Source organism: Oribacterium sp. NK2B42 (genome assembly GCF_000424445.1).
In the GTDB taxonomy this organism is placed as follows: domain Bacteria; phylum Bacillota; class Clostridia; order Lachnospirales; family Lachnospiraceae; genus Oribacterium.
In genome coordinates, this window is sequence record NZ_AUJX01000006.1 from 77,019 (window position 1) to 90,707 (window position 13,689).

Annotated in this window: 20 protein-coding genes; 12 read left to right on the forward strand and 8 right to left on the reverse strand. The window is 37.1% G+C overall.

Annotated features, from left to right (window positions below):
* Positions 1 to 238 precede the first annotated feature (238 nt).
* Positions 239 to 1,774, reverse strand: a complete 1,536-nt coding sequence (locus G625_RS0103275) for an ATP-binding protein (protein WP_029199972.1) — start codon at positions 1,772 to 1,774, stop codon at positions 239 to 241.
* Between the two features lie 374 nt (positions 1,775 to 2,148).
* Between G625_RS0103275 and G625_RS18160 the strand changes: the two genes are divergently transcribed.
* From G625_RS18160 to G625_RS22260, 6 genes are all read left to right on the forward strand, one after another.
* Positions 2,149 to 2,691, forward strand: a complete 543-nt coding sequence (locus G625_RS18160; RefSeq protein WP_044931430.1) for a helix-turn-helix domain-containing protein — start codon at positions 2,149 to 2,151, stop codon at positions 2,689 to 2,691.
* A gap of 442 nt (positions 2,692 to 3,133) precedes the next feature.
* Entirely contained in the window at positions 3,134 to 3,592 is a 459-nt protein-coding gene (locus tag G625_RS0103285) for a hypothetical protein (RefSeq protein WP_029199973.1), read from the forward strand.
* A 66-nt stretch (positions 3,593 to 3,658) separates the two neighbouring features.
* Complete coding sequence (locus G625_RS20940) at positions 3,659 to 4,198, forward strand: Uma2 family endonuclease (protein WP_049895649.1); 540 nt, start codon at positions 3,659 to 3,661, stop codon at positions 4,196 to 4,198.
* A 68-nt stretch (positions 4,199 to 4,266) separates the two neighbouring features.
* Positions 4,267 to 4,611 (forward strand): hypothetical protein, encoded by a 345-nt coding sequence (locus tag G625_RS0103295; RefSeq protein ID WP_029199974.1) that lies wholly within the window; start codon positions 4,267 to 4,269, stop codon positions 4,609 to 4,611.
* A gap of 17 nt (positions 4,612 to 4,628) precedes the next feature.
* Positions 4,629 to 5,012, forward strand: coding sequence for a hypothetical protein (locus G625_RS0103300; RefSeq protein ID WP_156885008.1), 384 nt, complete (start codon positions 4,629 to 4,631; stop codon positions 5,010 to 5,012).
* A gap of 87 nt (positions 5,013 to 5,099) precedes the next feature.
* The gene (locus tag G625_RS22260) at positions 5,100 to 5,273 is read left to right on the forward strand and encodes a hypothetical protein (protein WP_156885009.1); all 174 of its coding nucleotides are present in this window, start codon (positions 5,100 to 5,102) and stop codon (positions 5,271 to 5,273) included.
* Between the two features lie 87 nt (positions 5,274 to 5,360).
* Here the strand turns inward: G625_RS22260 and G625_RS0103310 are convergent, their stop codons facing one another.
* The 6 genes from G625_RS0103310 to G625_RS18170 form a co-directional block, all read right to left on the reverse strand.
* Positions 5,361 to 5,558, reverse strand: coding sequence for a DUF7695 domain-containing protein (locus tag G625_RS0103310; RefSeq protein WP_029199976.1), 198 nt, complete (start codon positions 5,556 to 5,558; stop codon positions 5,361 to 5,363).
* 316 nt (positions 5,559 to 5,874) lie between these two features.
* Positions 5,875 to 6,531 carry a DUF6718 family protein gene (locus G625_RS21805; RefSeq protein ID WP_084152740.1) on the reverse strand — a complete coding sequence of 219 codons (657 nt, stop codon included), beginning with the start codon at positions 6,529 to 6,531 and terminating at the stop codon, positions 5,875 to 5,877.
* Positions 6,521 to 6,946: a hypothetical protein gene (locus tag G625_RS0103325; protein ID WP_029199979.1), complete on the reverse strand. Its 426-nt coding sequence runs from the start codon at positions 6,944 to 6,946 to the stop codon at positions 6,521 to 6,523. Before G625_RS0103325 ends, G625_RS21805 begins: the two co-directional genes overlap by 11 nt.
* Positions 6,946 to 7,227 (reverse strand): type II toxin-antitoxin system MqsA family antitoxin, encoded by a 282-nt coding sequence (locus G625_RS0103330; protein ID WP_242826583.1) that lies wholly within the window; start codon positions 7,225 to 7,227, stop codon positions 6,946 to 6,948. Before G625_RS0103330 ends, G625_RS0103325 begins: the two co-directional genes overlap by 1 nt.
* 170 nt (positions 7,228 to 7,397) lie before the next feature.
* Positions 7,398 to 7,598 carry a hypothetical protein gene (locus G625_RS0103340; RefSeq protein WP_029199982.1) on the reverse strand — a complete coding sequence of 67 codons (201 nt, stop codon included), beginning with the start codon at positions 7,596 to 7,598 and terminating at the stop codon, positions 7,398 to 7,400.
* 8 nt (positions 7,599 to 7,606) lie between these two features.
* Entirely contained in the window at positions 7,607 to 7,969 is a 363-nt protein-coding gene (locus tag G625_RS18170) for a hypothetical protein (RefSeq protein WP_044931434.1), read from the reverse strand.
* 546 nt (positions 7,970 to 8,515) lie between these two features.
* Between G625_RS18170 and G625_RS0103350 the strand changes: the two genes are divergently transcribed.
* The 5 genes from G625_RS0103350 (at position 8,516) to G625_RS0103370 (ending at position 11,204) form a co-directional block, all read left to right on the forward strand.
* A complete protein-coding gene (locus tag G625_RS0103350) occupies positions 8,516 to 8,764 on the forward strand; it encodes a hypothetical protein (protein WP_156885010.1) in 249 nt (82 codons plus the stop codon).
* Complete coding sequence (locus G625_RS22265; protein WP_156885011.1) at positions 8,761 to 8,919, forward strand: hypothetical protein; 159 nt, start codon at positions 8,761 to 8,763, stop codon at positions 8,917 to 8,919. The genes G625_RS0103350 and G625_RS22265 overlap by 4 nt, the downstream gene beginning before the upstream one ends.
* Positions 8,920 to 9,031: 112 nt before the next feature.
* Positions 9,032 to 9,187: a hypothetical protein gene (locus G625_RS22695; protein ID WP_198014844.1), complete on the forward strand. Its 156-nt coding sequence runs from the start codon at positions 9,032 to 9,034 to the stop codon at positions 9,185 to 9,187.
* Positions 9,188 to 9,200: 13 nt separating this feature from the next.
* Entirely contained in the window at positions 9,201 to 10,532 is a 1,332-nt protein-coding gene (locus G625_RS0103365) for a hypothetical protein (RefSeq protein ID WP_029199984.1), read from the forward strand.
* 3 nt (positions 10,533 to 10,535) lie between these two features.
* Positions 10,536 to 11,204, forward strand: a complete 669-nt coding sequence (locus G625_RS0103370; RefSeq protein ID WP_029199985.1) for a hypothetical protein — start codon at positions 10,536 to 10,538, stop codon at positions 11,202 to 11,204.
* Positions 11,205 to 11,961: 757 nt separating this feature from the next.
* Here the strand turns inward: G625_RS0103370 and G625_RS22700 are convergent.
* A complete protein-coding gene (locus G625_RS22700; RefSeq protein WP_049895653.1) occupies positions 11,962 to 12,297 on the reverse strand; it encodes a hypothetical protein in 336 nt (111 codons plus the stop codon).
* 204 nt (positions 12,298 to 12,501) lie between these two features.
* Here G625_RS22700 and G625_RS20950 point away from each other — a divergent pair, with 204 nt between their 5' ends.
* On the forward strand, positions 12,502 to 13,650 hold the full coding sequence (locus G625_RS20950; RefSeq protein ID WP_049895656.1) for a helix-turn-helix domain-containing protein: 1,149 nt from the start codon (positions 12,502 to 12,504) through the stop codon (positions 13,648 to 13,650).
* Positions 13,651 to 13,689: the final 39 nt, after the last annotated feature.

The following is a 13,689-nucleotide window of genomic DNA, read 5'->3' on the forward strand; positions in this document are numbered from 1 at the left end:
TATTGGGGAATGAGAGAAGACATATTGAAGGAAACTGCTTATTAACTGGAGCTGTAATAGAGACAACTCTATTCAATTACCCTTGCTTACATTGTACAGGAAGACGGTACAACACCTAACGGTTATGACACAACAATGGATACTATTGGAAATGAGTAAAGTTAATCGCTAAAAAAGGATCTTCATGATACATAATAATTATCAATGAAGACCCAATAACTAAGGGGATAATATTAATTTAGTGAGGAGCCTTTAACTTATCTACATCTAAGCCTACTTCTGACCAAGTCTTGGCTTCCAAATGATAATTGTTGCCATTGGCATCCTTCATAGTGTTTACGATCTGGATTAAATCCTTAACGGAATCGGGGTGATAATTGGCCACTAAGATTCCATTATTGGGAGTGACCTTATCAAAAATAAGACCGTCCCAGTACATGCGCAACTGATAAACATCCTTGCTGGTCGTCATATCCTTCTTACCTTCATAGATAGTAATCTTTCCATTGGTTAATTCATACAGGTCAATCCTCGCGTAATCCCGCCTATTACCTGTTGAGGTGAATACTGGCTTTTCAGTCTCAATAATCTTGTTTGGGTCCGAATCATATCTTAACTTGTTGTTCTTTATTATCTTAAAGTATTCGCGTTCATCATCAATCAATACAATACTCTTAAGGGGTTCCTTCATTCGTGCCCGAATCCAATCATAAAGCGCCTCTAACTTCTCATCACCTTCTCGAAAACCATTCTTTGATGTCCTGGTTTTCGGGAGAGCATTGAGATTATCAGAAACTAAGTTTATTGTAACTAACAAGTAGTTATACGAATTGTGTTTTTCAATACCCCAAATCTCTTTGAAAATATTGTAACATAATACACGCCCATTAATTCGAATCTCTACTCCAGAGGACGACATATTTCTCTGATAGTACTTTCTTGAAGTGGAATTATCGAATTCAATTCTTTCAGCAGGTTCATTTAAACAGCCAAAATTGTATTCGATTTTCACATAACCTCCGCCAAGATCCACCGTATCAACGCCCTGTCCCTGCTTAAGAGGGCTACCCCAGTTAGGTGTTAATGCACCAACAGCACGCTTGAAATGGGTGCCATTCAAAGCAATAATTTCTAATGTTATGCTTGCAAGGCCACTCTTTATTACCCCGGCATACACGAAACCTAAATCTTCACATAGGAGGTCAGCTATGGTTAAAAATGCTCGAAAACTTTTTCCAGAACCTCGTGCAATTGTTTTATACAGTTCTTTTGAACATTTAAATTTTATTATAGTACCCGTGCTATTATACTGTCCTGGCCATGATGAATCAGTTTTTATTGCTGCAGTAAAATCTTTTATCTTATATGGCGCTGATATTATCTTATACTGGTGCAATGCAATATCTTCTTCTGTTCGAGTAATAATCTCCCAACTGTCGTTCTTCGGATTTGCATTTGCAAGAGCATGTTTTAATCCGAATCCGTGCTCATTAAATGGTGATTCTCGTGATAACTGACAGCCCAATGTAAATGCATTATTCAAATCTTTTATCCCGGTACCCGTGTCTTCAATTGTGATTTCTATCTTATCGTCATTGAGTTCCTCTACAGTGATGAGAATATTTCGGCTGTAAAGGTCATTTACAGAAAAATTTGAAATTGCGTTATCAATAAATTCATTGATATTCTGGGTGAGGTTATCAAAGTGACCTGCAATACCGTTCCATACTTCTGGAACCCTTGGTTCATTAAAAATTGGTAAAATTTCCGACATATATTTTCTCCTTTTGATTATATTTTGTCCAATTTAATCATCTAAAACGTAGGTGATGGAGTATTATAAATACTCATCCGTTTTCTTTCTCACTTAACTACCCATACCTCATTTCCATTCATCAAAGCCTGCTTATTATTTGATGGAAACTAGGTTGAGAATAAAGTGGCATATCCATATGCTTTACATTAGATGTTAAGGACAATCACATATATGTTATGGCTATTATATAGCACATAAATGTTTTTGTAAACAGCATATATGTTACTTTTAAAAACTTTTTTGTTAATTTATGCTGTAAACGCCAAGATAAGCCATAAAATGTGCTATTATACTTATGAAAGAAAAAATATTTAAAATGAGGTGTATTACTGATGTACACATACAACCCTTTAGAACAACATGTCGAAAATAATAACTACGAAGCTAGTGACGGCCGTATTGGAAAGAGAATCCGAGAGATTCGAAAGGAACAGGGACTGACACAGAGCGAGCTTGGAGAAAACGTTGGCCTTGTCGCCAACAGGATTCAACAGTATGAAAATGGTGCCAGAAACCCTAGAACTGAGCTCTGTAAGAAAATGGCAGAGGTGCTAGAAGTAGATGCAAGAGCTATTATGGACCCCAAAGTATCAGATTTTGTTGGGGCTATGTACGCCTTTTTTGAGATGGAAACTCTATACGATTTGCGAGTCAAAGAGATTGACGGTCAAATGTGCCTTTGTTTTGGAGAAAAGCAGGATGATGCCAGGGTAAGTACAATGAATAAGAATCTTAAAATTTGGCATGACCGAAGAAAGCAGTTGGAAAAAGATTTGATTAATACTGATTCTCACGAAGAACGGAAGAAAATAATACACGATTATCAAATGTGGGAATGGAATTTTCCGCATTCTATTGATAAAGATGAAAAATGAAAATCATAATTAGTTTCTTTTATAACGTGGTTCGGACATAGTCCGAACTTTTTCTTTATTCAAAAAGTAAGACAAATCTAACTTAAAGTGCGATTATTTATTTGATTAATACAGAAAAAAGGGAAGTGACTGAATTTCAATAACAACTACCGAATGAGTATCTTCTCATGTATTACGGATCTCAAAAAGCACATCTTTTACCCCCTCACACCAAAATAAAAGGAACACTCTTTTTTCAAATTACGGGTTGATTCTTTAAATTTTGTTTGTTAAATGCTTGACTTTATATCATGGGGTTTTATTTTAAACTTTCAGTTAAATGACAATGCGTTTCACTGGAGGTATTATTAATGTGTATGAAGTAGGAAGATTATCTCAGTAAAAAAAATGATTGCATATACGAAGGAGACCATCTGGTTATTGCAAAAGCGTTGGGGGTAAGATGTTAGAAATATCAGATAAAATAAAAAATTTATTAGACCGCGAGCATTGGCAGGGATTTGTAAGCGGAAAAGTTGAAGGCGCATTAAATGTTTTATACCTCATGGATTTGACATTTGATAATAGGCTTGAGCTCTTGGAGAAGGCAGTAGGAATTAGTGAAGCTACGGCCAAAGATTTTCTTGAGCCAAGAGAGATTGAATACCGAATCTCTAAAAATCAAAACCTTACAGTTTCAGAGAAAGCGGCTTTGAATAAACTTTTGCTAAACGAACAAATGCTTGATGATAAGGTGATGGAACACCCGATCGAAACTATAAAAATTATTTCCTCTATGTCTGATGAGCCATTTATTGAAGAGACTATTCCTAAGGTAAAAGAGTGGATTGAAGCCGGGGAAGAAGTTTCGATGCGGAAGATTCGTGAATGGCTAATAGACAGATACGATTTACGCGGCTGATAAATAAATTGTAAGCTCGAAAATACATTTCCAAATAAACATGTAGTATTCGGAGGAATTAAAAAAGTGAGCCTTACTACAATAGAAGATGTTATAAATAGAGATGATCATGCGGAACTAATTAACGGGGTTCTTGTAGTGAATGGTATGCAATCAGTATCTCACTGTAGGACTGTAAGGGATATTGAATCAGCATTAGAGAAGTTTATAGAGGATAATAATGGTGAAGATGAGGTGTTCACGAATAGTGTAGGACTTTATTGTAACGAACTTTGCGATAAAAAGAATAATTTCTTTTTACCTGATGTAATGACTGTAAGCGATAAATCCGGGTTAAAAGAGGATGGAGTACATACAGCACCAAAATTCATAGTTGAAGTCACTTCTGAAACCTCAATAAAACAGGATTATGTATTTAAAATGGTTGTCTACTTAAATATCGGTGTTCAGGAATATTGGGTCGTGGATCTTCAAAGAAAGCTGGTGGTGCGTTATCTGCCTGAAAATGAAGGTATGCCTGAAATGGATTGGTATGAATCAACATCGGCAATTCCTGTACAGTGCTATCCTGGATTAGAAATCGATCTTTCTCATATCCTGAATTAATTAACTGCTATGGAGACCAGCTATGGCAGAACAGGTGAATAAAGTGTTGATTTCATATGGAGGAACCGATGGTTGAACCAAGGGAGTATTTCTTTTATCTTAAACGAGCATTTAAGAAAAATCATGTTCATGGTTACATGATAGATAAGAAAGCAAGTGGAAAAACCTGTATTTTTATGGAAGATGGGAAATGGCATGTTGCTGTAATAAAAAATAAGATTCCTATCGACCAGAAGGTATATGATGCAGATGAGCTTTGGACTGCTTGTGAAGACATCATTGCCAGACTTGCAAGAAATGAAAAACACAGAAAAGAGATTTGGATGGATTGGGCAAGTCCGACTAATTGGGCTGAAAAGATGGATGTGCCGATAACGTTTAAAACTATTTCAAAACCGAACGTAGAAGACTAGAAAGCAATAATTACGACATGGATGATTATATTTATTTTTTAAGAAGCAGCTTTTGTATGGGTGATGACGTCAGTGCGCCTAATTTGGAAAGATACAAATATTCACCGGAGTCTTTTTCAATAATAGAACTACAGGAGTGTATTGAAGATTACTTTAAACATATTCCACGTTATGAATGGGATGGATATTGTAATGGATTGCATATAGCCCATGTGATTTGCTCTGGAGACATTGACGATTATCAAGTAGGTATTGAACTTGAAGCTAATTGGAAAGAGATGCTTGAGAGACAAAGAACAATATTTTTTGATCATCATGGGGAAGAACATCACCATTTTGGTGAAGAAGAATCAATACACTATTCTAAAGAAAAGGTAGAGGAGCTTTTTGAAAATCATTAGTAATTTTACTTCAGAAAATTTTTCCACACTTTTCGTTACCAGAGTACGAGAAAGTTTTAAACCAAGTAACTCCTGGAGGTTATGGATATGAGTAACAATGTATATGAAAGTATTATGGTGGGACTTAATGAAGCATTAAATGACACAGAAGGAAAGAATCCCCTGCTCAAAAGGGACAAGGTTACGATAGAATCTGCTGAGGAATTTACATCTTCCAAAGAAGTGGAAGATGTAACGAATAGTTTCTATAAGAAAATATGAAAAGACATTCCGTGCATCGGCTCAATGAAATCTGTGTGCAATATAGAAATAGACTCCCATTCCTCTGTACGCAAAAACAGCAGTAAACTATTCTTTTTCTTCAAGAACTTCTGATAAATCCTCAAAATCATCTGGTGAAGAAGTGAAGCATCTTCTTAGATAATCACGTCCACCATCAATAGCAACACGACCGCAAGAACACTGCTTATAATCGTGTCTATTTTTTGATTCTAACACATCACCACAAGATTTGCATTTGATACAATTTTTTATTATCTTTTGCATAATCCTACCTCCGTTTTAAATCATAACTTTCAAATCGGAAAAAAACCTGGGGCTTCATACTCCCCAGACCCTCCGTGAATTCAAAAAGAAGATTGATGCCATGATTTTAGCTGGTGTTCCTGAGAGTAATATTGCCGAAATTGACTGATGTAGAGAGTCACCCATCCGCTCTATATTGCATTTTCGCAATTTATTAATAGATATGTTTTTCTGCTCGCAATAGCGTAATAGCTGTACATTCCCTAAAACAACTTTCTTTGTTTCGTCGCTTAACATAGATGGTTTTCCTTCCTGAAAATTCCTTTGCTGTAATATGTCACATCTCCAAAACTCTGCTAATGAAATCTTCCTTTGAGGCTACAAAGGTGTATGGCTTGTACTCCCCAAACATTTCAGGGTTGGAGAGTGTGAAAATTTGTATTCCGCTATCAAGCATTTTCTTCCCAAGATTCGAAACTAATTCAGCTAGCTCCTTACCGCTCTCAGTTTCAAGAGCGATACATCCCACACCATCAAATTTCTTTGCTATCAGATAGCAGGACCTTGATCTTTCCATGTCGGAACCTTTACCAACATCTGTCTGCTGTGATAATCGTCTTTCCTCCCTGACATCTGCAACAAATGCAGCCACTTCCTCATCAGTCATAGGGTTTCTGCATCCATCTTCGCATAAGTCATTAAGGATATAGATATCATCATCCCCGGGGTCTTCGTCACCTACTTTTTCAAGCACCCGAATATATGCCTCTCGATTTCCAGTTTTCGCTCTTTTTTTGATAATATTTGTTTCATCAATTATTTTTATGGCAGGACATTCTATATTATTCTCCTTCGCCATTTCAGGAATGGCCTCTTTGACACGCTTCAGCAGTGTAGTATATGACTTATCTTCAAGCGCTAAGCCTATTTCGTCGCAGACCGCAACAAACACGGAGGCTTCTTCATCCCATTTTATTTTAAGATCAATCATCATCGTCACCGTCCAATACACGTCGAGCTTCTGCCATTGCTTCTTCCTCAGTAAGAGTGGATTCTTCACACATAAAATATTTAGCAACTTTTTTAATGTTCTTTTCGATTTCCATTATGTATCCCAATACATAACTAAATGCAAAGGAAGAATCATATTCTTCATCTGTCGGTTCTCCAAGCCCTTCATAGATGTCACGTAATTTTTCATAAAAAATTCCAATGAGCTTGTCTATGTCTTCGCGACTATAGTTCCATCGAGCTAAAACTATTTTTTCAGGCAAAAATATAGTTGTGCTACGACGTTTATCCTTTTCTTCATGATACTTCACAATATGAATTGGTCTGTTCCCGTATATTATGTATTCAGTTATATTGAACACAGTTCCATCATCCAATGTAAAAACAGGGTAAACCATTAAGCCTCCTTCTCGATTCCCGTTGCCTTCTCATAATCAACAACGGAGAAATCATACGAACGCGCCTTAGCCTCTTCTACGATGTTTTCCAATTTTTGGGAAACATCGTCGGAATACAAAATATCGCCGCAGCGCTCACATTCCATACAAGGAACATTTTTCACTACTATGAGGCTGCCATTACAATCAATTGTGAAAGTAGTCGTTGATTTGATTTTCTTGTCATTAAAACAGGCATTGCACATTTTATTTTCCCCGTTTATTGTCCTTTCTTTGACCATTTTGCCACTTCCTCATAAGCTGGAGAATAGCCTCTTTGCCGATGATTGATTTAGTGGGTTCAAGAACTCGTTTCTTAGGATTAGTTAGCGCATCAACTATTCGGTCAACATTTTCCTTGTCTTTTACTATAAAATCATGGTCCAAACTGGATTCCGGCATACATTTTTCTTCATATATTATCAGTATTTATTTGGGCGGAGATAAGTTCTTTTGCTTCTTTATAAGACTTTCTTGTGACACCAATGATCTTGCAGGCTTCTTGCTCCGTCATATTTACATTTTTCATCGCATTTTCAACATGATCGACGATATCCTGCACTTTTTGAAGAGCGACTATTTCTCGAACATATTCTTCAATTATCTCGCACATAAGAAACCTCATTTTCTTGCAGGAGCAGCATCATCATAAAAATCATCCTGTTCAGATATGAACTCTAAAATATCTGCTAATAATGCTTCTGGATTTTTATCCATAAACTTTTCCACGGAATTAAGGCGGGACTGCTCCTTTTTAACATATGTCAAAACTGCAACAGCGAAGTCAAAATATGCATCCCTTACATTTTCCAAACGTCCAGCGAATTCTTTCACTGTAATATCTGTTTTTTTGATTGTTTTATCAAGAAATCCATCTGTCTTGCTATCAAATCTTTCGAGATATATCTTTATATATCCGTCAGCATCAGGTTCCGAAGATGTTATTTCAGTATCATCCTGCAATGTACATATTGGGTAGAGCATGTTCCCTCCTTTTTTATTTACGTTTCATTCCCATAATTAATGATAGAAGAAATCTTTAAAGCCAGTTTTCCTACTTCCATGATATTTTCATCCATAATATGTGTCTCTCTAACTATAAACATACTATAGAACGTATGATTGGTTATTTCAACAAACAGAAACTTAAGTTATGGTTAAGTAAAAAAGAAGAAAAATAGAAGCAGTTGGAAACAGGGTATACGCGCGTCCAGATTAATATGCATGTTAAAGATAAATGTGCTTATTTTTGCATTACGGTGGGTATTCATTGGTATTCATTGTTCATTGGCCATTATATGAGAACATTTATTCTTCTTAAATGTACATTTTTTTCTCGCCTGATTTGCTACGATATTTATAGGATAAGAAGAACAAAGAAACCTCATCGGAAAGGATTTGATTCTTCTTACATCTCAAAAGCATCCGTGACCAATACAATGGCGGATGCATATTCTGCAAATATAACGTTAAGGACAATGGTTTCGATGAACGTAACCAGTAGAGAATCAGGAGGATTATATGGTTAGGATGCCGAAAAAAAGAACACTGATGCTAAGGAACATTGATATCCGAATAAGATATGCTGCAGGTTACAGCGAAAAGGAAGTCTCTGAGATGTGTGGCATGGATCTCGAAGTGTTCCGAAAGAAATGGAATGATGTTTTAGCGCGGGTAGATTACCTTTCAAGACAAGGATTTGAAGATGATGTAAGAGCCTTTATGAATGATGGCATTTTCTGCATAAAAGGCTTTAAGGAGGTGGCTAAGATAGCATGAGTTATAAGAGATATGACGTAGACTTTGAAGATGATTATCTGGACTTTGAGTTTGACCATCACGGTGAAAGATCAGGGGACAGTCTTTGGGAATTCGTGTCAGTAGTATTATTTGCCATATTCATAGCCCTGGTTCTACTTCATATTTTCTTCTGAAAAACAAATAGATTAATAATTTAGGTTTAAAAACCTGTTTAACAAAATACCGGTAAAAACCTGTGTAGTGAGGCACAGAGAAACTTCATATATATCTAACACGGAGGTTGGAATGAAAGTTATAGCTATTTTACTTATTCTTGTAGGAGTGGCGGGGATATTTCTTGGTTCCATGATGTTTGGGGACATTGGCCTTGCCTGTATCGTTGGAGCGCTTGCGGCGTTACTTTCAGGAATCGGGTTCCTGATGGTTTCCAGAAAGGTATAGGAGGAGCTGACTTATGAAGAAATGGTCTTTGGCACTTATTTTATCAATGGCAATTTTGGCAGGCTGCGGGTCAACCCAAAGTCCTGCTCAGACTACTGAAGCAAATGTTGAAGTGAAAGACAATCGCACAGAAACCGAGAAGAGCGGCGGTTCCGGTTCTACAGTAGTCGATAACAGGCAGAAGAAGGAAACAGCGTCTTCGGTGACTTCAAAATCAGTAAGCGATGATGATTTTGAGAAGACAGGCTACATCTACGAGAACACAATTGGAGATTCCCTTTATTTCTATATAGTAAAGAATAATTCTGCAGCTACGGTAGAAATCGACGGAAATGCAACAGCTTATGACTCGACAGGTAGTGTGATAGGTGCAAGTCAGCGGGAAATTGATGTACTTGGTCCCGGAGAGACGAGCCTTATGGTTTTCTACTTTGATAGTGTTTCAGGAATAGACAAGGTCGACTGCGCTCTTTCATATGACACAAGTCCATATTATAAGCCAGTCATCAACAATATCCGTATGGAGCAGACCATCAATGATAAGAACCTGACCATCAGGGCAACGAATGATGGTGAATACAATGCTCAGTTTGTAGAAGCCTACGCTCTTTTCTTTGATGCAGACAACAATGTTGTAGAATATAGCTCCAAATACGTTACAGACAATGACAGTGAAATAAAGCCGGGGGCAACATTATCTGCTCAGCTCTCTACCTATAATGATTTTGACCATGTTGAATGTTATCTGACAGGCAGATCAGATGGAGAGGCTTCCGTTTCAACAAACGAAGTATCAGACAGTGACTTTTCTGTTAAAGAATACAGCTATGAAAACACTATAGGCGACAGCATGAGGTTCCTTGTGATAGGAAACAACAGCGAAAAAACCGTAGGGATTAATATCAATATGACAGCATATGATGCATCAGGAAACGTAATCGGTGCTGACGATGGTTCAATAGATGTAGTAGGCCCTGGGGAAGAATCAATAGCAACCTTCTACTTTGACTCTGTAAAGGACATTGACCATGTTGAATACACCATGAGCTATGACACAGATCCATATTATGGTTCGGTACTTAGTGACCTTGAAGTGGTTCAGAACATAAATGATAAAAATGTGGTCGTTACTGCAACAAACAATGGTACAGAATCTGCAAAGTTTGTAGAAGCATACGCTTTATTCCTGGATTCTTCCGGAAATGTAGTTGAATATGGTTCTACATACATAACAGATGGAGACAGTGAGATAAAGCCCGGAGCAACACTTTCAAAGCAGATCACAGCCTATGAGCCATTTGATACGGTTGAAGTCTATCTAACCGGGCGAAAGGGAGGGTTTTAAGCCATGAATAAGAGAGCATTAGCCATAATCCTCACATTTGCTATTAGTATATCGGCTATATCCGGTTGCGGTAGTCAGGTGGAGGAAGCAAAGCCAGAGGCTTTAAAGAGTACAACTGCAGAGACTGAAAAAAGTTCGGAACCTGCGACAGAAGAGACTACAGAGACTTCCGATGATGGCATGGAAGAACTTGAAGCTCTTGGTGACGTAAATGTTGACAAGGGGTTATTCAACGTGACTCTTAATATTCCGAAAGACTATGTTGGAGAGACTACCCAGAAAGAGCTTGATGAGCTTGCAAAGGAAAAAGGGTTTAAATCCATAACTCTGAACAGCGACGGAAGTGCTACTTATGTGATGAACAAGGCACAGCACGAGGAGCTTCTTTCAGGAATCAGGGATTCCATTAATTCTTCACTCCAAGAGATGGTAGATTCAGAAGAGTATCCGAATATCACAAAGATCGAAGCTAATGAGGATTTTACAAGCTTTACTGTTACCACAAAGAACAAGGAGCTTGATTTTGCGGAAACATTAGGAATAGTGACTTTTTACATGTGTGGAGGCATGTACGCAGTATTTTCCGGAAAAGAAGTAGAAAATGTTCATGTGGATTATGTGAATGCGGATTCCGGGGAGATAATTGATTCGGGGGACTCGAAGGATATGTAAGAGAAAGTTTAGAACCGAGCCATTGATACCGTGCATCATTTTATAATCATTACGTATTTAAGTCTTTCTTAATGTTACACGGTACTTCTTTGTGATGCGTTTGCGGATAAGTCTGTAGCTGCAAAGGAGATCATAGAACTTGATGATAAAACCTTAGGCGATATCATCAATGAGGAAATAGACAGGATTAATGCTAAGCATTTGGTATAAATCAGGGGATTTCTCACACAACTTGTGCTTACAAAAAAAGGCACTTCAATGCCACCAGATCCAGTCACAGGTTCTGATGGCATTTTTATTATTATTAAAAAATAAACTCAAAGTGGGCAATTAATCGTTATTATCTAGCATCATGAATATGATGTTATTTGCCGACATAAGTATTGAGTGTATGCGAAAGATTTTATACAAAATAGATTCTTATGTATAAATGGCATAGACATAATTCTATAATTAATAGTTTTACGAAATGTTTATAAATAACCTTTTCACTTGGACACATCATGACCAACCCCGTCAGTATACTACTTATAGAATCACTTAAATTATTTATTGATAAGAGCGTATCTATATGTGTGAAAATGAGAGGCTTCGGGTATGATGGTAGATAAAAATCATACCTTAAAACCGTTTTTTAACAATTGAAAAACCACCTGTGTTTCTGTAATGTATTAGCGACCAAACTTCTACATTCAGAGATACCGGAGGTATCCACTGGTGGTTTCTGCTAAAACACTATGTAAGAATCTTCTCAATGTCAAGCATATTCCTTGAGGACTTTTAGCTGCTTTCTGTAGGTTACTGGTCTCTTTTCACTTTTATCTGTAAAGTGGTATATTACGGCCTTTTTTGGCATCGCTGTGTTTAAACTCCTTAATGATTTCTTTAACCGCCTTTTTTCAGATGTTTGTAAACAAGCTTCCTTGTACCATATCCTGTTTACTTTGCCTGCGATTATGAGTGCTGTGGGATGTTCCTTCTTTAGCTGTGCATTCATTTTCTTTATGATGTTGTAGGCTGTGGCTCTGGAAACATCCCAGTCCTCCATGATCTGCTGGGGACCGATATAAGCCGTTTCTATATTTTTTTCCATTGCTTTCCTCCTATGGGTTCAACACTAACCTTTTAGGTTTGTATATGTAGTCTAACATATCTAACTGATTAGCACAAGTGCTAACCTTAAAGTTTAGTGTAGATATTTTAAGTCTAATATATATTTTTATGTTTAGATAAGAAAGGATTCTGTTATAATTAGGTTAAGATTGCGCTTATTGTGAGCAAATGGAAGGGATAAACCATGGCTTTTGATATAATGAGATTATTTGATGGTGACGATTATGTTTCTCCGGGATCCATCGGTGGAAAAATAAAAAAGTACCGTGAGTTGAGGGGTTGGTCTCAAAAGGAACTGGGAATAAGATGCGGTTTTTCAGCTTCAACAGCTGATGTTCGAATTGCTCAGTATGAGAAAAATAAAAAGATACCTCGAGAAAAGGCTTTAAAAGATATAGCAGCTGCATTGTCCATAGACGAATGTGCTCTTTTTGATGCTGATATGATTCCTTATAACAGGATGTATCATGCTTTATTTGATATGGAAGATTTCCATGGTTTACATCCAGTAAAGAAAGATGATGGATATTATTTGGAGTTTAGCGGTAGCACTGTGTTGGATAAGAGTGTTACAAAGCTTGATTACAATGGGTTCCTGAAAAAATGGTATGAGATGCGTCAGAAGTATCAGCCAAATAGTTCGGATACTTCAGAAGAAAAGGCAACTAAGGCGAAAGAATATTCCTTATGGAGAGGGGAATATCCCTATAACGATGCAAAAGAGACATCTGAGAAAATGCGTGATGCCATGAGGGAGCGTCGTCTTCAAGCTGAGTTAGACGAACTATATGCAAAGAGGAATAGTGAGGCTGAGATCAATCGAATAGATAAGGCTCTTGAAGGTATCATGCCTGAGGTCAGCGCTTCATATACCCCGATAGAAAAAGAATCAGATTTGATATACCTAATCAAAAAAACTCTTGAAAAAGGTCTACCATTGGAACAATTCACGCCTGAAGAAAGAGCTGAAATTGACTATGATTACGTACATCTTTTTTCGGTAAAATCTGAGGATATAACGAAAGATGATGATAGTAAAAGACTTTACGCATTACTTGTGTGTGCAATTGAGACATTACAGCAGCATCGGATAAATATAGTAAAGAGCATCACATCTAAGGATAAAGTGCTGTATGTTACCTATAAGTATCCATCATCACAATATAGATTTTTTGAAAACCTTCAACGGAGTTGGGCGGATATTTCATACATCATAGAGAGACAGCCTCATTGGTCAGAAGAAGAACTTAATGACCTTGAAGAGCAGTTCCGAATCAAGATTACTGGTGAAAACGATGTTTCTTTTGATGACAATCTAAGTGATGAAGAATAGATAGTTTGGGAAGGAGGTCTCCAAGTGGCGGTTTTGAAT